Below are 21,365 nucleotides of genomic sequence, written 5' to 3'. Positions count from 1 at the left end.
TCGGATCTTTATATACAAATGACCAGTCGATTGCCGTAACAATTATTGCGCCATACGTTCTGAAGATTAGCCTACTGCTGTATTGGCTAGGCGAATCAAGCCGACCGGCGCACCAGGTGTGTCTTTGACGGCCTGCAACACGATGTTCGATCGGATATCCATCACGCCAGGTGCTTTGTACAGCTTATTCAAGATGAATGCGGAAAAATGCTTCAGATCCGGGGCTACCACACGCAGCAAATAATGACTGTCGCCAGTGATTACATAGGCGCTGACGATTTCTGGCCAACCTTCAATTGCGGCTGTGAATGTTTCGTGCCAATTAGGCACATCGTTGCGCATCGATACATGTACGAATGCTTCCAGGGTCAAGCCAAGCGCTTCCGTCGATAGATGCGCCTGATACGAGCCGATGATGCCGCGTTCCTCCAGGAGTTTCGTGCGTCGAAGACAGGCCGACGCGGAAAGTGACACCCGGTCCGCGAGATCGAGGTTGCTGATGCGCCCATGCCGCTGTAGGACGTCGAGAATATGAATGTCGACGGCATCGAGCAATAGACTTTGCATATTATTCGAGAAATAAGATTAGAAATGGAATTTTATGCGATTTATAGAGGAGGAATGTATATTTTTAGGAGAAATTCTCCGGCTGGATCGTCATAACATGACATTTTTCACCGCTGCTCGTTTCCGATGGGAGTTTCCGAGCGATGCCTCTCTCCTTATTCGATATCAGTGCTCCCATTCATGACGCAACGCCGGTATGGCCTGGCGATACGACCGTGTCGGTCGAGCCGGTATGGCATATGGAGTCTGGTTCGCCCGTCAATGTCGCGCGGTTGACATTGTCGCCGCACACGGCCACGCATGCTGACGGTCCATTGCATTATGAGGCGAACGGTGCGCCGATTGGTGTTGTGCCATTGGAGACCTATATTGGGACGTGCGTGGTGCTGGACTGCTGCGCCCTGGTCGATGCCGTGCCTGTGGTCGGTGTGTCCACCATCGTCGCCGCGGCGGCTGTCACCTTGCGCGGCCGGAGGATGCCGCCACGGGTATTGGTGCGGACATACCGTGTTGCGCCACAAGCTACCTGGGATACGAATTTCAAGGCGATTGCGCCAGAGGCGATTGACTGGCTGGCCGAGCAGGGCGTCACATTGATCGGGGTGGACACCCCGTCGCTCGATCCGCAAACGTCGAAAACGATGGATGCACACCGTCGTGTCGCGGCACATCGGATGGCCATTCTTGAAGGGCTTTTACTCGATGACATACAGCCCGACTACTACGAATTGATCGCGTTGCCGTTGAAGCTCACGACGGCAGATGCGAGCCCAGTACGGGCGGTCCTGCGCGGCCCCGTGTCCGATGCGTAAGCCGAACTATTTTGAGAAATTGGATAGCACCATGACACTAACGCACTTTTCGTCTTTTGCATCGCGTGACGACGCCCTGCAATATGACAAGAACGACCCTCTTGCTACGTTGCGCGATGCTTTCTCGTTGCCGGGGAATGTTATCTACCTGGATGGTAATTCACTTGGTGCATCGCCGGCGGCTGCCGTCCGGCGAGCCCAGCAGGTCATAGAGGGTGAGTGGTCGGAACAATTGATTCGCAGTTGGAATACTGCCGGTTGGTTCGACTTGCCAAAGCGTCTTGGGAACAAGCTTGCTCCCTTGCTTGGTGCGGCGCAGGACGAGACCGTCATCACCGACACGATTTCAATCAATCTGTTCAAGGTCTTGTCGGCGGCGTTGGGTATGCAGCAGCAACGCGACGCCGCGCGTACCGTGATCATCTCGGAGCGCTCCAATTTCCCCTCGGATCTGTACATAGCCGAAGGCGTCATCGCCCAATTGGGAGGGCGACATACTCTGAAGCTGATCGATGATCCGTCGGAACTGCCCGATGTCATCGATGCGTTCACCGCAATCGTAATGCTGACGCAGGTCAATTATCGGACCGGCTATCTGCATGATATGGCCACGCTCACAGCCTTGACGCAGGCGCGCGGTGCGCTCGCCGTCTGGGATCTCGCACATTCGGCGGGCGCTGTCGAGGTCGACCTGAATGGTGCGAACGCGGACTACGCGGTAGGGTGCACATATAAATATTTGAACGGCGGACCGGGTTCTCCTGGATTCGTATGGGTTCCCAAGCGTCATCAAGACGCTTTTTCGCAACCGCTGTCCGGATGGTGGGGGCATCAGGCACCTTTTGCAATGGAGTCAGCGTATCGCCCCGATCCCGGCATTGCCCGCTTCCTGTGCGGTACCCAACCCATTGTGTCAATGGCGCTTGTTGAATGCGGTCTGGACACATTTTCGAAAACCGATATGGCGGCACTGCGCCGCAAGTCGCTGGCCTTGACTGATGCGTTCATTGCTTGTGTGGAAGCACGATGCGGCAGCCATGACTTGACATTGGTGACGCCGCGCGACCATGCACGACGCGGTTCGCATGTCAGTTTTGCCTCTCCGCATGGTTATGAGGTGATGCAAGCATTGATCGCGCGCGGCGTGATTGGTGACTATCGCGAACCGTCGGTTCTTCGTTTCGGTTTCACGCCACTTTACACGCGTTTTGTCGATGTATGGGATGCGGCGCAGATATTGGGTGACATCCTGGATAGCGGTGCGTGGCGACAGTTTGCAAAGGCGACCCGCGATCAAGTGACCTGACCGATCGACGGAACAGCCATACAAACCATACCCGATGAAAATTGAGACATCATGAATCAACCGACACCCAAAAGCGCGGTATGCCCATTCGGTTATGGTGCCGGTGCGGTAGCAGCCACCGACGGTGCAGCGCCGCTGATGGAGGCCGCGGCCCAGGCAACGCAATCGCATACCGGAAAAACGGCACCTGCCGAGGGCTGGCACGACGCGCAGCTCGATTTTTCCGCGTCGATGAGTTACGGCGATTACCTGGCTTTGGACCAGATATTAGAAGCGCAACATCCACGCTCCCCGGACCATAATGAGATGCTGTTCATCATTCAGCATCAGACGTCGGAGCTGTGGATGCGTCTGATGCTGGTCGAGTTGCACGCGGCACTGGACGCGGTGAAGCGAGACGCATTGCAGGAATCGTTCAAAATGCTGGCCCGTGTGTCGCGGATATTCGAGCAACTGGTGACGGCGTGGAATGTTCTTTCGACGTTGACCCCATCCGAATACTCGGCAATGCGCCCTTATTTGGAAGCGTCTTCCGGCTTTCAGTCGTTTCAATATCGACAGATCGAATTCCTGTTGGGTAACAAGAATGCCCGAATGTTGCAGCCACATTCGCATCATGCCGCGCGTTACGAAGCCACACGTGCCGTTCTCCATACTCCTTCGTTTTATGACGAGGTGGTGCGTCTGCTGGCGCGTCGAGGTTTTCGGATTAGCGCATCGCGATTGGAGCGGGACTGGACGCAGGCGACCGTCGCGGATAGCTCCGTGGAGGCGGCGTGGCTGCAGATTTATCGCGAGCCTGACGCGCATTGGGAGCTTTACCAGATGGGCGAAGAGTTGGTGGACCTTGAGGACGCGTTCCGCCAGTGGCGCTTCCGCCATGTCACCACGGTGGAGCGGGTGATTGGCGCAAAGCAGGGAACGGGTGGTACCAACGGTGCGCAATACTTGCGCAAGATGCTGGATACCGTACTATTCCCTGAATTGTGGAGCGTTCGTACCCAGCTATGATGTCATGTCGTCCGGCAGCCGTGCACCAATGGAGGGCTGCATACGCTTAGAGCGCGCGATGCAACGGGTAAATCGCGCGTTGGTTGTCTGGTAACGCCACGATCTGGCATTCAACGCGGTAGGTCTCACGCAGCCGCTCTGCTGTCAGGGTTTGCTCGGTTGCACCTAAAGCGACCGTCGCGCCCTGATCAAGCAAAAGCACGCGATCGGCATAGCGGCTGACCTGATTCAAGTCGTGCAAAATCATCAACGTGACGATCCGATGCGTGCGAGTGTAGTCCCGCACGTACTCGAGCAGATGCAATTGGTTATTTAAATCCAATGCCGATGTCGGCTCGTCGAGTAATAGCAAGCGTGGCTCGCGGACCAGCGCCAACGCCAAGGCGACCATCTGTCGCTGGCCACCTGAAAGATTACCCGGCTTCGCCTCTGCCAGTGCTTCTAATTTCAATTCGTGCAACACCCGCTCCGCGCGTGCGAGGTGAGATGCGGGCGTGGCCAGGGAATGATGACCGATCATGCCCGCCGTTTGCCCGTTCTGGACCAGGAGCAGCAATTCGAACACTGACATTTGCACATCGCCGTGCGCAACGGATTGTGCAACATAACCAATCAGTGCGCTACGGGCGTAGGGCGGCATGGTGTCCAAGTCTTGCCCATCCAGAACAATCTTGCCTTCTGCACGTAGCAGGCCCGCCAGGGCACGGATCAGGGTTGTCTTCCCCGCGCCATTTCGACCGAGCACCGCGAGGCATTCACCGGCACCGGCATCGAAGCTGACATCGTGGACGATGCGCTTGCGCCCGATGGCGACATGGATGTTACGGATGCGCAGACCAGATTGCACCAGGTCATCGATAGCCTCGACGCCAGGACGATTCATCGCATTCCTCGCTTTTTAAGCCACAGGATCTGTGCCAGGAAGAACGGTACGCCCAGTAGCGAGGTCACCATGCCGATCGGCAGGATTCCGCCTGGTAGAATAAGTTTGCTGGCGACCGATGCGAGTGTCATGACCAACATGCCACATGCCGCCGTCATGGGTAGCGAAAAACGCTGGTCTTCACCCACGAGCAGTCGCGATATATGCGGGGCAACCAGCCCGATAAACCCGACCACACCGATGGTAGCGGTGATGCCGCTTGCAAGCAATGCGGCGGCAAACAACATCAGGAAACGCGTACGTGCGACGTTGACGCCTAGCGTGGCAGCCTGATCTCCGAAGCTGCGAAGCGTTGTAATGGTCCGGCTGTTCAAGAATACCAGGGGCATCAAGACTACGATCACCGCGAAATTCAGTCCGACCTTGAGCCAACTGGACTTCAGTAGTGAGCCCATCAACCAGAACACCAACGTTTGCAACTGATCCGCGTCGGCGAAGTATTGCATCATTCCCAACGCGGAGGCGAAGACGAAATGGATCGCGATTCCCAGCAATGTCACCGTCTCCACGCCCAGGCCGTTACTGCGCGCAAAGATGCTGATGAACAGGACCGTCAGCAATGCGAACACGAACGCGTTCATCGACACGAATAAGTCCGGCGGGAGCCAGGGCATGAAGCCTGCGAGGGAGGCCTGGAATACGATGGCGATGGCGGCGCCGCAGCCTGCTGCTGACGAAATGCCAATCGTGAAAGGCTCGGCCAGGGGATTCTGCAGCGACGTTTGCATCAACGTGCCGGCCAGTGCGAGTCCGATGCCTGACAGTGCCGCGGTGAAGGTAATGGGCATGCGGATATCATGCAGGATAACCCGGGTCCCAATATCGACTTCGGATGGGTGGAGCAGTGCTGTCAATACCTGTTGCAACGTCAAGGTGCCGGATCCGATTGCGAGGTCAGCAAGTATCGCGACCACGCCTAGCCCTGTTACAACCGTCAAGAGTAGCAAGCGTTTCGCAATGCCACGACGGTAACGCGCGGCAAGGACGCCGGAGGCCATGTCGTCCTCGGGAATCGTATTGCTTCCTGGTCTGGGTGCTGATCGACTGGTCACGTGTTCGCCGCGTGCCGCAAGCGGCGTTACGCTCTGGGGAGCGGTCATATTCGCGATATTCTGATCAAGGGACGGGATATCAGCCATGTATTACTTTGCTGGGGCTTTGGCTTCCAGTAGCAGGGGCTTGGCCGGAATCGTCGTGAATTGCGAGATGATGGTCTGCCAATCCGCGGCGGGGTCTAACCTGGCAAATTGCGTGGGGTACAGTATCTTCGCCAGATACTCCATGCCCACGATGTTATAAGCATGGTTGTAGAACAGATGATAGATTCCGTAGATCTGTCCATTCTGTGCAGCCTTTGTTTGCATGAAGCCCGGGCGTGCTTCGAGCTTGGCGAATGCCGCATTTACTTGCTGCAGCGTGGTGCCATAGCCGAAGGGCAGTGCGATATTGTTGTTGCCGGTGACATTGGCACCCGTCATGATGTAGATATCCGGCTTGGCGCCAATCACGCTTTCCATCGTTACGTTGCCGGACGGCGTATGCAGTAGTTCCGCACCCACGTTGACGGCATCCACGGCTTTCAATAACTGGCCATAGCCGACGGTCGCATGGGTGAAGCAGCAGTCGGTGCCCCCCGTGAACCCCGCCTTTGCTTCTACGAACACGCGTGGTCGCGGCGCGTTAATCGCTGCGATGGTTGTTCGCAGTTTTTGTAGACGCTGATTATAAAAATTGACGTACTGTTCTGCTTCTTTTTCGCGATTCAGCACCTTGCCCAGTATTGCAACGCTTTCTGCGGTGTGCGCCACGGGGTCTTGCTCCGAATCGATGAAGACGATCGGGATATGCAATTGGTCCATGCGTGTGATGACGCCACTTTGCTCAAACGCAGACTTTGCCCGCAACTGAGCAATGATCAACTGGGGCTGTTTCGAAATGATTGTTTCGAGATTGACGTTGCCTTGATCCGAGAACTGCATATCAGGAATCTTTTTTGCGTCCGGCCAGTGCGTCGACATGGTTTGCCATAACCCTGGGTCGCCGCGTTTGATCAAGTTGTTCCAGGTTACCAGTCGTTTAAACGGGTCCTGACGATCCAGCAGGGCCATGGTGAGAATATCCCGACCATCCTGAATGACCACGCGTTGGGGTTCCTGGTCAATGGTGACCATTCGTCCCGCCGTATCGGTGACGGTGACCGGGTACTGCGTTGCGTATGCGGACACGCAGGTCAAGCCGAACGCCAACGATGTGGCAACCATCACTGCAACGGCGAATCTCTTCACTTCGGTTCCTTTAAAAGCAGGACGGGGCCGAATGTGCTCGGCCCCGTTATCAATGTTGCTTGTTGTAGCAGTAACAATGTTAAACCATAATAAGAATGATTCCTATTGTCGATTTTGATTTGGCTCGCTTCGCCTGTGATTCCGACGTGCGACATAGTGTCGCAATTGTTTTTTGGAAGGATGTTGTCTATCGAATGTAATGATTTTGCAGGTATGGGGACGATGCCAAGCGTGACGTATACCAGTGCTCGGGGCACCTTGCGCGTTTTTTGAGGCAATAAGGGCAGTACGGCGTGCTAGAAGAAAGTGAAAATTACTTGTTTTTAGGGATATTCAAAAGACGCGATATGGCGTCCAATGCTGAAACGCGCGTTTCATGTCGTAGGTAAGTGATAGTCTGGCCCGCACTTACCCCGAAGTGCGGTGAAGGTTCTTACGTTGGCGCCGGTTGTATCGGACTGCCGTTCTTTTCGCGCCATCCAAGCGTTCTTTACGGATCGACCATGTCCGACTTGCTCGTTTCACGAGTTGATTCCGTACTGCCGTCTCCCTTGTTGGTGGTGGAAGATGAGGCAGTCATGCGGGAACGTCAGAAGCACATTCTCCGACAACTGGGCTATCGCGACGACGCGTTGCTGTTCGCGAGTACCATCGGCGAGGCAAGAGCGTTATTGCAAGAAGAGCCGGTGGCCATGGCCTTGGTGGATGTTGGTCTGCCGGACGGTTGTGGTATCGATCTGATCGCCGAGATGCATGCTGGCGATCCTTCGCTTCCAATCCTGGTCATATCGTCTTGGAGTACGGAGACGATCATCGTCGGGGCTCTGCAGGCTGGCGCCACGGGCTATCTATTGAAAGAGCGCGACGATGTTGAGATTCTTGTCAGTATTCGAAGTGCATTGCGTGGGGGGGCACCAATCGATCCTTTTGTCGCGCGATATATCTTGCATCTTTTTGGTCAGACATCGGAGCGGCAAGCTGGCGCGGTCGCCTTGCCAATATCAAGTGCGCCGTTAAACGAAGTCAATGCTGGCGGTCGACGGCCCGAGATGCATAGTGCTGACGGGGCAGCAGCGCTGGTGGCGCAGACGCTTGCAGGGCCGGATGCCGTGCAAGCGGAAGTCTTGACGATAGCGTCATCCGAGGGGCCTGTGGCGCCTTCTGTTAACTATGCCGTCGTAGCGGCAGCGGTTGTTGCCTCTACCGAGCGCGCGTCGGTATTAAGCAAGCGAGAGCGGCAGATTCTCGGGGCCGTAGGGGAAGGGCTGTCAAACCGCGAAATTGCTGAACGATTGGCGCTGTCAAAACTGACGGTAGAGTGCCATATAAAAAATATCTACAAGAAACTCGCCGTCTCATCAAGAACAGCCGCGCTACGTGAAGCAGGATTGATTTTACAGGAATAAATTGGTTGCTGATTGGGCAAGTAATTCGGCTATCCAAAACTACGACGTCTTGACCTTCACTTCAGCGCACTACGCGCCACGCGAATTTCGGTACATATCGGCCATTCGGGATGTCTTATCATCGAGTAATGCCTATGTGTAATCCTTGCCGTAAAGGCTTGTCGGCTTCGGGCCGATGGCTAACGAGAAGCCTATCACTTTATCGCGTGCGACTTGTTAAATGGAAATGGGTTATATTACAGACTCGTATTATTATTGCGAGAAAATAAGTGCAGCGACGCGTTGTGACCGCTAGTGACCAGCCGTCATCTGGTGGTTATGTGCTATCGACTAATGTAGCAGCTACAAAAACGATATTCAAAGCACAGGCAGCTTTAATAGGCAGCCTGGCTTATTGCAATTCGTGTCGCAGTTATGCACCAATTGTGAAATCAGGCGGCCCCCGCCGCTCCAAATACTTGGGAAAAGAAGTCGCGCTTGAGTACGATTCGATAGCCTGTAAATGTCTTCATCGCCCTTACATGCTATCGACATCACAAAACGCCATCAGCGTCGAAGATTCGTTTGCGCTAGATCCGAGCAACGGCATTCAATTAGCAGCAAGTCAGAGTTTGCCGAGAACCGGCGGGCCGCCCGACGGATGGCTTGAATTACCGAGTGGCCAGATGCGCCGATATGACTCAGCGGGTAACGCTGCGTACGATATTGACTTTCATGCAGACCACGGCGCCGGCACGCCACACGGTCACAATTGGGATAACGGTGTACGCTCTCCTGGCGTGCCGCTTTCTATCATTCCGTATTGATCATGGCCATAAAATCATTTCACGACTGGGTTATCCATTCGATCGCTGCCCCGATACCTGGAAAGGTAGACGTAGACCTTGTTAGCGAAGTTGGCACGACTCGGAAGCGGCTATCATTTATGGGCGTAACGCGAGTTCGAGTGGACGGCTTCAACACTCAAAATATTGTTTATGAGGCGAAAATTCTTGATCCGGACAGTGCTCAGTTTGCAGACGCCGTTCTTTTATTGGATCAGACCGACTCGCCTCGTCCGAGTGAGATGCGGCACATCGTGCAGTTCTCGCCCTCGGTCGGAGCAAGTATCCTCATCGAGTTTGAAGCGTCGAGTGAATCGGATCACGCAATGTCGCGCTGAAGCTTACTTCTGCGTCTCGATCAGCGCAGGCACGTCATGCCGGGGCATCGCTCAATTCCCGAGTGTCCTCGTACCACTCGAATTCGTCGACTGACCGACAGGATTGCACATTTGCCCCCAGGTCTGCGTTTTATCCTACAGATCTCGCGTCAGGTTCGTTCAAAACCCGCTTGTAACCCTTTGTTTACTCAAGGGTGAGTTTGTTACTTTAACGGGGTTCTCGCACACCGGAAAATTACATTAACTCAATGATTGCAATAGAAAATTCGTATTTTCAATTAAGATTATCTACAAGAAACTCGCCGTCTCATCAAGAACAGCCGCGCTACGTGAAGCAGGATTGATTTTAAAGGAATAAATTGGTTGCTGATGAGGTAGCGAAGAGCCTCGTTCGAAATTCGTTCAAAACGACGATGCTTTGATCTTCACTTCGGCCCACTCTGCGCCTCGCGAGTCGCGGTATATATCGGCCATGTCTGATGTCTTATGCCCAAGCAGTGCCTGGGTGAAATCCTTCGTAAGCGATCAGTGAACGACACCCTATCGAGGAATGCTGGGGTGTGAGAAAAAGGTGTCCACCTACTAGGTGGACACCTTCTATGACTCACAATGACTCAGAGTTGCGCGTGCTGCACCGCCGCCGCGATGGTCGCAGGCGCTACGACGAAAGTTCGAAGCTCGAACTGATCAAAGCGGCCCTTCGACCCGGTGTATCGGTGGCACGCATTGCACAAGAACATGCCGTGAATGCGAACTTGCTGCGCAAGTGGATTAACAAATACCTGATGGAGCGTGAACGCAGTGCGTGGCCCATCGATGCGCAGACGCCACGCGAGGCCGTCGAACCAAAAGCTCAAACGCGCGATCCCAATGATGTGGTTCCCGAACCGTTGCAGCAACAGCGGCAAACTGCATCCTCCCCGGCCTTCGCCCGCGTCATCTCGTCGTTGGAATCGTTGCGTGCGCAATCGATGGCCAGCAGAGCAATGCCCCCGGTTCCAATCGGCTTACACGTTCGACTGGCAAACGGCGTACAGCTTGAGGTGGGCAAAGCGAGCATAGAAGCGCTTGCAACGATCGTGCAAATGCTGGGGAGCTTGCCGTGTTCCGGTTCGACGACAGACTAAAAGTGTATTTGCATCGAGATCCAGTCGATTTCCGCTACGGCATGAACAGTCTGTCGATTATCGTCGAACAGGCGATGCACCTGAACCCGATGGACTGCTCGCTTTACATCTTCGGGAACCGCCGCCGCGACAGGGTCAAGATCCTTTGCTGGGATGGTAGCGGGTTCTGGCTTATGACCAAACGCCTTGAGGCAAGCCGTTTCATCTGGCCCGACAAAAAGGCCGAGGTTGTGATGATGACGCCCGGGGTGTTGCATGCGCTGCTTGATGGCGATGACATCACGACAGTGCGCCGGCATCCGTTGCAGGAATATCTGCGCGTGAGCTGAACGTGCGCGCGACATGCTGGTCTAACCTAGCATGCCGACCAACATCACGATCAACGCCGAGGAACTCAAAGCGCTGCTCGCCGAGCGGGAGGCGCTGCGCGGTGCGCTGCGGCTGGTGACGGCCGAACGCGATCTTGCAGAGGAGCGGCTGCGGGCCTACCGCCGGGAGTTATTTGCCGCGAAGAGCGAGGCACGTGATTCAGATCAACCGGGTTTGTTCAACGAAGCCGAAGTACTGGCTACAAACAGCACGCCCGCTCTAGAAGATGCGCCTGAATCGACAGTCTCTGGCCACACGCGCAAAAAGCGCGGTCATCGTAAGCCACTTGATCCGAGCCTGCCGCGCGACGTTGTACGGCACGAACTGCCCGAAGCGCAGCGTTTCTGTGCAAACGATGGACATGCGCTCGTCGAGTTCGGTGTGGAGATCAGCGAGCAGCTTGACGTGATTCCTGAGCAGCTTCGGGTGATTCAGCACCAGCGGGTCAAATATGCGTGCACGTGCTGTGATCTGGGCATCAAGGTAACACCGGCGCCGGCACGCATCATCCCTCGCGGGCTACTGAGCGAATCGGCGCTTGCGTGGATCGCCACCGGCAAGTATCAGTTCGGCATGCCCCTCTACCGCCAAGCGGGTCTGCTACGGCGCTTCGGTGGCGACCTGTCGTCGAATACGATCGCGGCGAGCATGGTGCGCGTCGGACTGGCCACGCAACCCGTGATCAACCTGCTGCGCGACGCACTGCTTGATGCCGAGCTGATTTATTGCGACGAGACGACGCTGCAGGTGTTGAAAGAAAAAGGACGTCGACCACAAACGACGAGCTATCTCTGGGCGCAGATGACAGATTCGGTCGTACCGATCCGCTGCTTTACCTACACCCCCGGGCGCGGCACGAAGCTGGCCGATCAACTGTTCACCGGAATCCGCGAGGGTGCGGTACTGATGACCGATGGATACGAGCCCTACAACGATATCGCCCGGCGCCACCAACTCGTGCACCTTGGGTGTTGGGTGCACGCCAGACGTTACTTCGTGAAAGCCGAAGAGAGCGTGCCCAAGGCTGCGCGGACACCTGATTTGCTCGCTACGCACTTCATAAAGCTCATTGGCAAGTTGTTCGCCGCCGAGGCGCATAGCGAGAAATGGCCTACGACGAGACGACAGCGATTGAGACGACGATACAGTGCACGCGTGCTGGAGATCATCCACGCGCTGATGGTTGAGCACTTGCCTGGTGTTGCACCGAAAAGTCTGTTGGGCCGTGCACTGACGTACCTGCGCGCGCAGTGGCCAAAGCTAATGCGCTACGTAGAAAATGGCGACTGGCCGATAAGCAACAATGCCTGCGAGAATGCGATTCGCCCGTTCTGTGTGGGAAGGCGTTCCTGGCTGTTCAGCGATACGGTCGACGGTGCAAACGCCAGCGCGAACCTCTACACCTTGGTTGAGACCTGCAAAGCTAACGATATAGCTCCCTACCGTTACCTCACCTGGCTGTTCAAAAAGCTGCCGTTGTCCACGACCGTCGACGACTACGAGGCGCTGCTTCCCTGGAACATGTAAGCTTTGCCTGCGTTATAGATTTGCATGCAGGAAATCCACGACCTCATGTTCTATCTGGCGATGGATATTCGGACGATCGATCCCGGGAGCGTCCTGACAGATTAGCGGCACACTGGCCGCGACTGCAGCCGGACAAGGATCAATGAAAACGAAGTGGTTGCCTGGTACCACGTGGATTGTAGGCGGTACAGGCAAGCTCGACGCGACGGCGAGGGAATTCCTTGCGGAACCAAGATAGCTGTCGTCTTGCGGTCGATACAGCATAGACGGTATGCGTACAGCCGATAAGCCCGACGGTTCAAACATCATGGCCAGTGGATCCATCAGCACCAAGGCCTTCAGACGGCGATCACTTGATGGTTGCCAGGCTACCAATTCAGCCGATACCGCAGGAATACCGTGTGTGCCGTTTGCACTATTGCGAGCTGCTGGATGTGGGCACGATCCCGGATCATCGTGATTCGCGCAATATGCACTGGCGTACGCAAAGTCCGGTTTTGCTCCCGCTAAAATCAGCGCAGTATAGCCACCCGCCGAGTAGCCAATCATGCCAATTCGGCCGACATCGGCACTTGCCGAAAATCGGGGGTCGGTGAGGACAGCGTTGAGTGCGGCCTCTGCCTGCCGTGGGCGATCAATCAGAATCTGCGCCTGGGAAAGAGCCCTGGGATGGCCGGAAGCATCCCCAACGTGCGTCGGCAAGACAACGATAAATCCGGCGCGAGCTAGAGAGCTAGCTAATTCACGGTGACTGAAAGGGCCGCCACCTCTTCCGTGTGAAATCAATACAACAGGAAAGTGGCCATGCTCGACAGGCGCATCGCGTGTCGCCTCCACAGTGAACGGACCGGCTTGCCATGGAGCCTCATGCTCATGCGTAGGGTAAAAGACAACCGTGTCGAGAGAAGCAGCTCCGTCGGCCACCGAAAGACGGGTTACGCCAGCGTTAAAGGCGGCTGGGGCAGCTAGCACCGAACACGTAGAAACGATTGCGAGCAAAATGGTCAATATCCAACGCATACCACTACTCCCGGTCACTGGCTTTGGAGAAAAGGATATCAGAAGGATCTTACCTCTTCGATAACCGAGGGGCGTTATTTATTGATCGCTTACAATCCTTCTCATGAATGTCGGTATAGATGCGCGATGATAGCGACCGGATCTCGTGAAACGTCGGGACAGTTTTGCCATCCTCGCAGACGTAGTCCGCCGCCTTGATAAAATCCTTGAAGTAATACGACATGGTCGCAGGATGCGGGGCGTCGCCCGCTTTGGATGATCCTGTGTTGCGTGAAAGTGACCTGCCCCCGACATTTATCGGAAACGGCTGTAGAGTCCGTCGTTAAAAACGCTTTCTGGCTGTGTGCGGTGGCGAACTGCTCAGGCGTCGGATAACCGTGCGAACTATGTGGTCGCTCGACGTTGTATTCGACGCGCCACGCTTCAATCATTGCCTTCGCGTGGCGCATCGACGTGAACCAGTGCTCGTTTAAACATTCATCTCGGAATTTGCCGTTGAAGCGTAAGCGTCGACCGAAGGCATCTTGTCAGCCGCGTATTTCATGTGGCCGGGTATCGATTGGCGGCATGCCGGTAGTGCCCATTTAAAAAATAAATGGGCACTTCAATAAGCTTTTTAAGCCTCGTGGAGTTTGCTGGAAGCGATGTTCCACGGCAGCAGATCGTCGATCTGATTCACCGGGTGGTCGGCTATGCGCGTGAGCACTTCGCGCAGATACGCTTCGGGCTCGATGCCGTTCAGTTTGGCCGTACCGATCAGGCTGTACATGGCAGCAGCCCTGTCGCCCCCTGACTCCGAGCCAGCAAATAGATAATTCTTGCGGCCCAGCGCAATTTCCCGTTCATTCTGCCCATATCGGGCAGGAAGTCGAGATTCATTATCGTTGGCATCCGCTGTATGGGCGTCGCGTCAAGGTTAAAGACATCGAGCGTCGCGGCGGAGGTCAGGTCGTCCATGTGGAGGCGGACCCCGGTGTAATCAGGATGATCGCGGGATGGATGCTCGATGCCGCGATTTGTTCAGCGATGGTTCTCGGCGAACCGAGAGTTACCGTAGCGACACTGCATAATCTGCATCAATTGCTGGTCGATCTGCATTTGCGGGGAAACTCTCCGGACGGTTCCACCAACGTCCGGGAGAAACGCAATGGGCAATCTGCCAAACGTCGTTCCAGCAGGTCAACAGTTATCGCGGTCGATGCCGCCCCAGATGAACCTGATGTTCGACGCGGTCGAGCTTCAGGGGATGAACGCGGTGCAACGGGCAAACACGCTCAGGCATCTCGCATGCCTGTTGATGCAGGCGGCGGGCATCCCGACTGCGAAGGGGCGTAACGATGACGAATGATGATCGTTTGCCCGCAGATCTTCTTAAACGCAAGGCGGTAGTTTATGTCCGACAGTCCAGCCGAACGCAGGTCCAACTGAACCTCGAGAGCCGGCGCCGGCAGTATGACCTCGTGCAGGAAGCAAAGCGACATGGATTTCGCGACGTCGAAGTCATCGACGACGACCAGGGACGCTCGGCGAGCGGCACAGTTGCGAGACCGGGCTTTGATCGTCTGGTCGCGTTATTGTGTGCAGGCGATGTCGGCGCAGTGCTTTGCCTGGACGCCTCACGCCTTGCCCGCAATGGACGCGACTGGCATCATCTGCTCGAGCTCTGTGGTCTCGTTCAAGCGCGGGTAATCGACCTTGACGGTGTGTACGATCCTTGCCGGGCAAATGACCGGCTATTACTTGGCATGAAGGGCAGCATCAGCGAATTCGAACTCAACGTGCTTCGAACGCGCATGCACGACGCCAAACGAGAGAAGGCACACCGTGGTGAATTACGTATCAGCGTGCCGGTCGGCTATATCTGGCATCGTGATGTTGGTCTGGGTTTCGATCCAGACGCACGGTTGCAGGAAGTCATACGCCTGATTTTTACTCGTTTCCGGCAACTGGGCAGCGCGCGGCAGGTTCTGCTGTCGATGAACGCTGAACAGGTCCACTTCCCGCGCCCCTCTGACGGCCGGACGCTGACGCGGGTCGACTGGACTCCAATACGCTACCGTAACGTGATTTCGGTGCTCAAGAATCCGTTCTATGCTGGTGTCTACGCGTATGGCAAGAGCGGCAAGCAGATGACGATCGTCGAAGGCCGGGCACGCAAGAGCTACAAGCACCGCAAGCCGTTTGAGAACTGGGACGTCATGCTCCGGGAACACCACGAAGGCTACATCGACTGGGCGGAGTTTGAACGCAACCAGAAGAAGCTCGCGACAAATGCTTACGGCAAGGCGGGCGACGTAAAATCCGGTCGTGGTGGCCGCGCGCTGCTCGCTGGCCTGCTTGCCTGCGCACGCTGTGGACGTCGCCTGTCGGTGGCCTACGCTGGACGTATCCCGCAGGCCGTGTACCGGTGTGACCGCTTCGACACGTCAGCGCGATGTATGAGGTTCGGTGGTTCCCGTATCGATGCGACTGTCAGCAAGGAGCTTCTGCGCGTCGTGGAGCCATTGGCGATCGAAGCGGCACAACAGGCTGAGCAAATGCACATGGATACCCTGAACGAGCAGCAACAGATCGTGGAACTCGAACTGCAGCAGGCCCAGTACGAGGCCACGCTGGCTGAGCGGCGCTACGCCGCCTGTGATCCCGAGAACCGCCTGATTGCCGCGCAGCTGGAGAAGAACTGGGAAGCGGCATTACGTCGTGTACAGGCCTGCCAGACGCGCGTGGAGACGGTGACTGCACCAAAGGCGCAGGCTCCCCTGCCTGACTTTACGAAGCTCGCCGAAGATCTTCATGCTGCGTGGAATGCACCGAGCGTCGCCATGCGCACACGTCAACAGCTTGTTCGCGCGCTCATCGTCGATATCGTTGCCGACGTCGACGAGGCTACACGCGAAATCATTCTGACGATCCACTGGCAAGGCGGTCAACATTCCCGGCTACGGATTCGCAGGCCGCGAACTGGCGAGCATGGCTGCAGTACGTCAGACGAAGCGCTCGCGGTTATTCGCAGCATGGTAACCCGATGGTCCGACGAGGACATTGCTGCATCACTGAACCGCATGGGAATACGCACAGGACAGGGCAAGACCTGGACCGCACATCGTGTCAGCTCTGTACGGCATGTCCGCGATATCCACGCCTACAAGTCGGCAGATAAGGATGGCGACTGGCTGACGATGTCTGAGGCAGCGAAGGAGCTTGGTGTCACTCACTACATGATCCGGCGTTTGATCAACGATCGGATTCTGCCTGCCGAGCAGGTCGTGCCTGATGCCCCATGGCAGATTCGGACGATCGATCTGCACAGCGAAGCGGTTACCGCAGCACTGGCGCGCAAGTATCGCCCGTGTCGCAACGATGTCGAAGGCCAGATCCCAATGTTTATCCAGGTTTCAGAAGGAGGTGCACAATGAACGCCCCGTTGCCACGGCGCGCAACGCGCGTTCGACGGCGTTATTGTCGATCTCGCCCCGGCCATCCTGCACGAACGTGTTCAACGCCTCCCATCGATTGAGCGCGTACTGGATCGCACCGGCGAGCGCCGATTTGGTCGATAGCGTTGGGATCAGCGAGTCCAACCACGCTCGCATACTATCGAGCAGCGGCTTGCTGTGTTCGGTTCGCACTTGCAAACGCTTGTCCGGCGGCTCCCCCCCTGATCTGCTCTTCAATTGCATACAGTGCCGCGATGCGGCGCACCGCTTCGCCTGCCGCCGGTGACGGATGCGACTTCGTGAGTTCGTAGAATTTGCGTCTGGCATGCGCCCAGCAGGCCGCCTGCGTTCGCGCGTCGCCGTACAGCGCGTCATATCCCACAAATCCGTCGGCGTGGATGATGCCGTTGAACTCGCCGAGATGTCGTTGCGGATGTTCGCCGCGACGATCGGGCGTGAACGCCATCCATAATGCGGCGGCATTTGCCGAGCCCGCTGGGCGTTCGTCACGCACATACGCCCACAGCCGACCCGTGACAGTCTTGCCTTTGCCCGGTGCCAGCATCGGCACGGGCGTGTCATCAGCGTGCACGCTCGGCCCCGCCATTACATATCGGCGCAGCGCCTCTACCAATGGGCGCAGCAGTCGTGTGACACCGCCGACCCATTCACTCAGCGTCGAGCGATCTAAGTCCAGTCCGTCACGTGCATAGATGTGCGACTGTCGGTACAGCGGCAGGTGATCGGCATATTTGCCGATCATGACGTGTGCGAGCAAACCGGGACCGGCTAACCCTCGGGCAATGGGTCGTGACGGCGCGCTCGCTTGAACGAGTGTCTGACAGCATGCGCAACTGAATTTGGGGCGCACGTGTCGAATGACACGCCAGCTCCCGGGCAAGTACTCGAGCTGCTCGGCGACATCCTCACCGATTGGCTTGAGCGCACCGCCACAGTCCGGGCAGTCATCGCCTGAGGGCAGATGCTCGAGCGTGTCGCGTGGCAGGTCCTCCGGCAGCGGCTTGCGAGAGCGGTTTTTACGTTCTTGTTCGACAGGTGTGGCGGGCGGCGGATCTTCCCCGTTGTCGAGCAGCAATTCCTCGAGCTTGAGCTCGAGCTGACCGATCTCGGTCTCCAGCTTCTCGGACTTGCGGCCGTACATCTGGCGGCGAAGCGCCGCGATCTGAATCTGTAAATGCTCGATGAGCAGTTCGCGTGCGCTCAGATTCGATTGGAGTTTGCGCACCTGGCCGGCCAGATCCGCGACCATGCGCTGAAGCGCAACGACCTCGGTGGGGAGCGCACTGTTAGGGGATTCGGCCATGGCGACAGTTTACGCATTTCAGGCCCCGTATACCAACTGCTACGACTACGCCGCACGGGGTGTGGCGGTGCGCTGTGGTCGGCGCCAGTCGATGCCTTCAAGCAACATGGACAACTGCGCAGCGCTCAAATGCACGCTACCGGAATCGGCCTGCGGCCAGACGAAGTAACCGTGTTCGAGGCGCTTGCAGAGCAAACACAGACCCTGTCCATCCCACCAGAGTACCTTGATTCGGTCGCCGCGCCGACCTCGGAAGACGAACACCTGGCCGCCGTACGGGTTGTTGGCAAGTTTGGTTTGCACGACAGCGGCCAAACCGTCGAAGCCACGCCGCATATCGGTCACGCCGGCAACCAGCCACACTTGCGTGCCGGGAGGTAGGCCGATCATGCGGCGCTTGTTGATGCCAAGGTTTGCGAGATGATCGTGCGCAGAATCTCGACCTCGACGTTCCCCCGAATGACGATCCTGGTATGGCCATGCAGCCACTCGAGCTCAGTCGGGGGAACTGTGGCTAGCGGAGCACGAGCGTATTCTAAAGCAGTGGATGCGGCGCTGACGACGGGCACGAAAGTGACGTGGTCGGCACGCTGATGCTCGCGACACCAGCGTGCCAGTTGATTGGCGTTGACGCCGTTGGCCAAGGCCAGAGCTGCACGAGAAACCTCCGGCAGCATGGACTGGCGCACAAGCTCTCGCTTGAATTCCTTGGTGAAACTGCGTCGCGCAGTGCGCGGCGTCACGGGTACCACTTGCTTACCTTCCATCGTCTGCATCCGTCGAAAAATCCGACAGCATGAGCACGTTCATGTCGCGACGAAAGATGCCTTGGGTGGACGCTTACGTTGAAGCTCTCGATGTAGGCGTTCTCCACTGGCTTGCCAGGTCGAATGAACGACAAGGTAACACCAGCCTCGTAGGCCCAAGCATCGAGCACCTTTCCTGCAAATTCGGGCCCGTAGTAAATGCAGAATGGTGGTCAGCCAATCCCAGTGACTGGCATCCTTAGGTTTCTCGAGGACCACAGGAGGACACCGTGATGGCTGACACTTCCAATACTACGACTGACGTGCATTTCCTTGCAATCGATGTTGCAAAGCAATGGAACGCTGTGTTGATCGAAACCGCGACCGGTATGAAGCATCGCTTCAAGATGGCAAACTCCGCTCAGGATTTTGACCGGCTTATCCAATTCATTCAAAGCCTTGGAGGTCGGTGTAAAGGTGCACTGGAGCCGACCGGCGATTACCACCGCCCAATAGCTCACGACTTTTGATGGCCGGTGTCGATCTTGTCAGTGTGTCTTCGGTCGCACAGGCTCGCTACCGCGAGGCCAAATTCAACTCATGGGATAAAAATGATCCCAAAGACGCCTCAGTGATTCTGGATATGCTGAAACACGGCATCGTGCAGCAATACGTTGACCCGATGATCGCTGGCAACCATGATCTGCAAGAGCTGTCCAAGACTTACTTCCAGATATCGAGGTTGCGAACACGCGTTCAGCATTCAATCATCAATCACCACGTCCCTCTGTACTTTCCGGAGATGTACAAGTACTGGAGCAGCAGCCGCAGTGAGTGGTGGATACGATTCATGCTGGAATTTCCGACGCCGGCTCATGTGCAACGGCTGACGCGAGAAGAGTTTGTAAAAGCGGCATGGGACCTTGTCGGTCGCAAGGTCGAGAAGACCCAAAAACTAGGTGAAATCTGGGACATGTCACAACAGTCAGCTGCGCTGCCGCATCACCCAGACAGCCTAGCCGTAGAAACATTTCGACTGTCACTTCGGCAACTTCAGCACTTCAACGAAGCGCGTACGAGTTTGGAGGAGCGTGCCGAAGCGGCATTATTGAACAATGCCGACTACGAACGTTTGCGAACGTTGCCAGGTATTGGTCCGATCATCGCACTTACCATTCTCGCGGAAGCGGGTGATTTGCGCCGATTCCGCCATTATCGGCAATTCCTGAAATATTGTGGCCTTGATCTGGCCAAGCATCAGTCTGGAACGGCACGAGGTCGTGAGCAGTTGTCCAAACGTGGAAACGCGAGACTGCGCTTGGCATTTTGGATGGCAGGCACTGTCGCAGTTCGCCTACGTGAGAATTCATTTAAAGATAAATACGATCGATATATCAAGTCCGATCCTGGCAACGCCGACTTAAAGCGCAAAGCCCTCACTGCTGTTTGCGCGAAGATGGCGCGAGTCGCACACGGAATGATTAAAACGAACCGTCCGTATCAGCGGTTCTTTGAACAAAGCTTACCCAGCGGATCGATCCCTCTCTGCAGGGCCGTTGAGGCACAGCAGCAAGTGACCTCGTAGATAATGATTGGACCTTCCGCTGGGCCCTTATGCTGTTTTAAGTAACGTGAAGATCGAGGTGCGGGCATCTCGAATCTTGTTTCTACTATGGTGAGCTGGGCGAGCCCGTTACAGAGCGGAAGACCGCTAGGAATGTTGCAGGACGCGCTCTTTTAAATGTGCGACGAGCGAAATCTCGCCGCCAGGGGATGCTGTAACTTTTTTGTCTGAGCCTATTGCATTTAGTACATTGTCCACGGTAATCGACAGCGCTAAGCCTCGCATTTCTCTTAGGCGGTGCATCACTTGTTTAACGCGGATTCCTGGCAGCGACGTATCGCCTTCTATAGCCAAGCATTCACGCGTGTAGCCATCGACAACATTCAGGCAACGGAAACGTCTCCCGTATGCAAGTCCATCAGAAACAAAGTCCGTCGACCGGCTTTGATTCGGCCCGCTCGGCAATGGCCGAGCAGCAAGTTCGACCGCCGCTATCCTTTTGCGCTTGCGCCGCCGAACGCTTAATCCGGCCAACTGTACAGCCGCCATGTCTTTTTATGGTTCGCCATCCAGCCTTCACGGCGCAGCAGCACGTGAATACGGCGGTAGCCGTATCGTCGCTTGCTAGCTGCGATGGCGCCATGCGCTCCGTCAACTCGGTATCGCTGGCTCGCGTCGACTCGTGATAAAAGAAGAGCGAGCGCCAGATTTCTACAAGCCCGCAGGCACGGGTAACTCCCATAGCGCGTTCGCTCATCA

At 56.3% G+C, this 21,365-nt stretch carries 21 protein-coding genes and 4 pseudogenes; 12 read left to right on the top strand and 13 right to left on the bottom strand.

Features of this window, described 5'->3' with window-relative positions; all coding sequences use genetic code 11:
* Window positions 1–66 precede the first annotated feature (66 nt).
* Window positions 67–567: an Lrp/AsnC family transcriptional regulator gene (locus SJQ66_RS01910; protein WP_024905306.1), complete on the bottom strand. Its 501-nt coding sequence runs from the start codon at window positions 565–567 to the stop codon at window positions 67–69.
* Window positions 568–710: 143 nt separating this feature from the next.
* On the opposite strand from SJQ66_RS01910, the gene kynB reads away from it, so the two are divergent.
* The 3 genes from kynB to kynA are packed head-to-tail and all read left to right on the top strand — an operon-like array spanning window position 711 to window position 3,696.
* A complete protein-coding gene (gene kynB, locus SJQ66_RS01905) occupies window positions 711–1,379 on the top strand; it encodes an arylformamidase (RefSeq protein WP_024905305.1) in 669 nt (222 codons plus the stop codon).
* A 31-nt stretch (window positions 1,380–1,410) separates the two neighbouring features.
* On the top strand, window positions 1,411–2,685 hold the full coding sequence (gene kynU, locus SJQ66_RS01900; RefSeq protein WP_320533798.1) for a kynureninase: 1,275 nt from the start codon (window positions 1,411–1,413) through the stop codon (window positions 2,683–2,685).
* A gap of 51 nt (window positions 2,686–2,736) precedes the next feature.
* Window positions 2,737–3,696 carry a tryptophan 2,3-dioxygenase gene (gene kynA / locus SJQ66_RS01895; RefSeq protein WP_024905303.1) on the top strand — a complete coding sequence of 320 codons (960 nt, stop codon included), beginning with the start codon at window positions 2,737–2,739 and terminating at the stop codon, window positions 3,694–3,696.
* A 46-nt stretch (window positions 3,697–3,742) separates the two neighbouring features.
* On the opposite strand, the gene SJQ66_RS01890 is transcribed toward kynA, so the two are convergent.
* The 3 genes from SJQ66_RS01890 to SJQ66_RS01880 are packed head-to-tail and all read right to left on the bottom strand — an operon-like array spanning window position 3,743 to window position 6,924.
* A complete protein-coding gene (locus SJQ66_RS01890; protein WP_036012603.1) occupies window positions 3,743–4,579 on the bottom strand; it encodes an ABC transporter ATP-binding protein in 837 nt (278 codons plus the stop codon).
* On the bottom strand, window positions 4,576–5,778 hold the full coding sequence (locus tag SJQ66_RS01885) for a FecCD family ABC transporter permease (RefSeq protein WP_024905301.1): 1,203 nt from the start codon (window positions 5,776–5,778) through the stop codon (window positions 4,576–4,578). The genes SJQ66_RS01890 and SJQ66_RS01885 overlap by 4 nt, the downstream gene beginning before the upstream one ends.
* Window positions 5,779–5,781: 3 nt before the next feature.
* On the bottom strand, window positions 5,782–6,924 hold the full coding sequence (locus tag SJQ66_RS01880; protein WP_024905300.1) for an ABC transporter substrate-binding protein: 1,143 nt from the start codon (window positions 6,922–6,924) through the stop codon (window positions 5,782–5,784).
* Between the two features lie 503 nt (window positions 6,925–7,427).
* On the opposite strand from SJQ66_RS01880, the gene SJQ66_RS01875 reads away from it, so the two are divergent.
* The 6 genes from SJQ66_RS01875 (at window position 7,428) to tnpC (SJQ66_RS01855) (ending at window position 12,515) form a co-directional block, all read left to right on the top strand.
* On the top strand, window positions 7,428–8,330 hold the full coding sequence (locus SJQ66_RS01875) for a LuxR C-terminal-related transcriptional regulator (protein ID WP_320533797.1): 903 nt from the start codon (window positions 7,428–7,430) through the stop codon (window positions 8,328–8,330).
* 269 nt (window positions 8,331–8,599) lie between these two features.
* Window positions 8,600–9,136 carry a PAAR domain-containing protein gene (locus SJQ66_RS29560; protein WP_157685175.1) on the top strand — a complete coding sequence of 179 codons (537 nt, stop codon included), beginning with the start codon at window positions 8,600–8,602 and terminating at the stop codon, window positions 9,134–9,136.
* A gap of 140 nt (window positions 9,137–9,276) precedes the next feature.
* Window positions 9,277–9,492 (top strand): hypothetical protein, encoded by a 216-nt coding sequence (locus SJQ66_RS01870; protein ID WP_157685174.1) that lies wholly within the window; start codon window positions 9,277–9,279, stop codon window positions 9,490–9,492.
* 599 nt (window positions 9,493–10,091) lie between these two features.
* The gene (locus SJQ66_RS01865) at window positions 10,092–10,619 is read left to right on the top strand and encodes a transposase (RefSeq protein WP_046153876.1); all 528 of its coding nucleotides are present in this window, start codon (window positions 10,092–10,094) and stop codon (window positions 10,617–10,619) included.
* Window positions 10,595–10,948 (top strand): IS66 family insertion sequence element accessory protein TnpB, encoded by a 354-nt coding sequence (gene tnpB, locus SJQ66_RS01860; protein ID WP_046153875.1) that lies wholly within the window; start codon window positions 10,595–10,597, stop codon window positions 10,946–10,948. The genes SJQ66_RS01865 and tnpB (SJQ66_RS01860) overlap by 25 nt, the downstream gene beginning before the upstream one ends.
* A gap of 31 nt (window positions 10,949–10,979) precedes the next feature.
* Window positions 10,980–12,515 (top strand): IS66 family transposase, encoded by a 1,536-nt coding sequence (tnpC, locus tag SJQ66_RS01855; RefSeq protein ID WP_320533796.1) that lies wholly within the window; start codon window positions 10,980–10,982, stop codon window positions 12,513–12,515.
* A gap of 12 nt (window positions 12,516–12,527) precedes the next feature.
* Here the strand turns inward: tnpC (SJQ66_RS01855) and SJQ66_RS01850 are convergent, their stop codons facing one another.
* From SJQ66_RS01850 to SJQ66_RS01840, 3 genes and pseudogenes are all read right to left on the bottom strand, one after another.
* The gene (locus tag SJQ66_RS01850; RefSeq protein WP_320533795.1) at window positions 12,528–13,487 is read right to left on the bottom strand and encodes an alpha/beta hydrolase family protein; all 960 of its coding nucleotides are present in this window, start codon (window positions 13,485–13,487) and stop codon (window positions 12,528–12,530) included.
* Between the two features lie 398 nt (window positions 13,488–13,885).
* Window positions 13,886–14,035: pseudogene (locus SJQ66_RS01845) on the bottom strand (integrase core domain-containing protein); the annotation flags it as partial.
* Window positions 14,036–14,151: 116 nt separating this feature from the next.
* Window positions 14,152–14,376: pseudogene (locus SJQ66_RS01840) on the bottom strand (transposase domain-containing protein); the annotation flags it as partial.
* A gap of 306 nt (window positions 14,377–14,682) precedes the next feature.
* On the opposite strand from SJQ66_RS01840, the gene SJQ66_RS01835 reads away from it, so the two are divergent.
* A complete protein-coding gene (locus tag SJQ66_RS01835; protein WP_320533730.1) occupies window positions 14,683–14,883 on the top strand; it encodes a hypothetical protein in 201 nt (66 codons plus the stop codon).
* Window positions 14,873–16,951, top strand: a complete 2,079-nt coding sequence (locus tag SJQ66_RS01830) for a recombinase family protein (RefSeq protein WP_320533729.1) — start codon at window positions 14,873–14,875, stop codon at window positions 16,949–16,951. Before SJQ66_RS01835 ends, SJQ66_RS01830 begins: the two co-directional genes overlap by 11 nt.
* On the opposite strand, the gene SJQ66_RS29555 is transcribed toward SJQ66_RS01830, so the two are convergent.
* The 5 genes and pseudogenes from SJQ66_RS29555 to SJQ66_RS01810 all read right to left on the bottom strand — a co-directional run.
* Window positions 16,931–17,116, bottom strand: a complete 186-nt coding sequence (locus tag SJQ66_RS29555) for an IS66 family transposase (protein WP_407691464.1) — start codon at window positions 17,114–17,116, stop codon at window positions 16,931–16,933. The genes SJQ66_RS01830 and SJQ66_RS29555 overlap by 21 nt on opposite strands.
* Window positions 17,117–17,129: 13 nt before the next feature.
* The gene (tnpC, locus tag SJQ66_RS01825) at window positions 17,130–18,296 is read right to left on the bottom strand and encodes an IS66 family transposase (RefSeq protein WP_407691463.1); all 1,167 of its coding nucleotides are present in this window, start codon (window positions 18,294–18,296) and stop codon (window positions 17,130–17,132) included.
* Window positions 18,297–18,341: 45 nt separating this feature from the next.
* Window positions 18,342–18,686, bottom strand: coding sequence for an IS66 family insertion sequence element accessory protein TnpB (gene tnpB / locus SJQ66_RS01820; RefSeq protein ID WP_046154715.1), 345 nt, complete (start codon window positions 18,684–18,686; stop codon window positions 18,342–18,344).
* The gene (locus SJQ66_RS01815) at window positions 18,683–19,063 is read right to left on the bottom strand and encodes a transposase (protein WP_320533794.1); all 381 of its coding nucleotides are present in this window, start codon (window positions 19,061–19,063) and stop codon (window positions 18,683–18,685) included. The genes tnpB (SJQ66_RS01820) and SJQ66_RS01815 overlap by 4 nt, the downstream gene beginning before the upstream one ends.
* A gap of 47 nt (window positions 19,064–19,110) precedes the next feature.
* Window positions 19,111–19,254 (bottom strand): annotated as a pseudogene (locus SJQ66_RS01810) (integrase core domain-containing protein); the annotation flags it as partial.
* Window positions 19,255–19,335: 81 nt separating this feature from the next.
* Here SJQ66_RS01810 and SJQ66_RS01805 point away from each other — a divergent pair.
* Window positions 19,336–20,627: pseudogene (locus SJQ66_RS01805) on the top strand (IS110 family RNA-guided transposase).
* A gap of 500 nt (window positions 20,628–21,127) precedes the next feature.
* Here the strand turns inward: SJQ66_RS01805 and SJQ66_RS29550 are convergent.
* Window positions 21,128–21,241 carry an IS3 family transposase gene (locus SJQ66_RS29550; protein ID WP_407691465.1) on the bottom strand — a complete coding sequence of 38 codons (114 nt, stop codon included), beginning with the start codon at window positions 21,239–21,241 and terminating at the stop codon, window positions 21,128–21,130.
* Window positions 21,242–21,365: the final 124 nt, after the last annotated feature.

Source organism: Robbsia andropogonis (assembly GCF_034047095.1).
GTDB lineage: Bacteria > Pseudomonadota > Gammaproteobacteria > Burkholderiales > Burkholderiaceae > Robbsia > Robbsia andropogonis.
This window is presented reverse-complemented; position numbering and strand designations above follow the sequence as displayed.

What these genes read in the sequence shown, in the direction of transcription:
- SJQ66_RS01910 (WP_024905306.1), bottom strand. Translation starts at nt 567, where the DNA reads ATGCAAAGTCTATTGCTCGATGCCGTCGACATTCATATTCTCGACGTC.
- kynB (WP_024905305.1), top strand. Translation starts at nt 711, where the DNA reads ATGCCTCTCTCCTTATTCGATATCAGTGCTCCCATTCATGACGCAACG.
- kynU (WP_320533798.1), top strand. Translation starts at nt 1,411, where the DNA reads ATGACACTAACGCACTTTTCGTCTTTTGCATCGCGTGACGACGCCCTG.
- kynA (WP_024905303.1), top strand. Translation starts at nt 2,737, where the DNA reads ATGAATCAACCGACACCCAAAAGCGCGGTATGCCCATTCGGTTATGGT.
- SJQ66_RS01890 (WP_036012603.1), bottom strand. Translation starts at nt 4,579, where the DNA reads ATGAATCGTCCTGGCGTCGAGGCTATCGATGACCTGGTGCAATCTGGT.
- SJQ66_RS01885 (WP_024905301.1), bottom strand. Translation starts at nt 5,778, where the DNA reads ATGGCTGATATCCCGTCCCTTGATCAGAATATCGCGAATATGACCGCT.
- SJQ66_RS01875 (WP_320533797.1), top strand. Translation starts at nt 7,428, where the DNA reads ATGTCCGACTTGCTCGTTTCACGAGTTGATTCCGTACTGCCGTCTCCC.
- SJQ66_RS01865 (WP_046153876.1), top strand. Translation starts at nt 10,092, where the DNA reads ATGACTCACAATGACTCAGAGTTGCGCGTGCTGCACCGCCGCCGCGAT.
- tnpC (WP_320533796.1), top strand. Translation starts at nt 10,980, where the DNA reads ATGCCGACCAACATCACGATCAACGCCGAGGAACTCAAAGCGCTGCTC.
- SJQ66_RS01835 (WP_320533730.1), top strand. Translation starts at nt 14,683, where the DNA reads ATGGGCAATCTGCCAAACGTCGTTCCAGCAGGTCAACAGTTATCGCGG.
- SJQ66_RS01830 (WP_320533729.1), top strand. Translation starts at nt 14,873, where the DNA reads ATGACGAATGATGATCGTTTGCCCGCAGATCTTCTTAAACGCAAGGCG.
- tnpC (WP_407691463.1), bottom strand. Translation starts at nt 18,296, where the DNA reads ATGGCCGAATCCCCTAACAGTGCGCTCCCCACCGAGGTCGTTGCGCTT.
- tnpB (WP_046154715.1), bottom strand. Translation starts at nt 18,686, where the DNA reads ATGATCGGCCTACCTCCCGGCACGCAAGTGTGGCTGGTTGCCGGCGTG.
- SJQ66_RS01815 (WP_320533794.1), bottom strand. Translation starts at nt 19,063, where the DNA reads ATGGAAGGTAAGCAAGTGGTACCCGTGACGCCGCGCACTGCGCGACGC.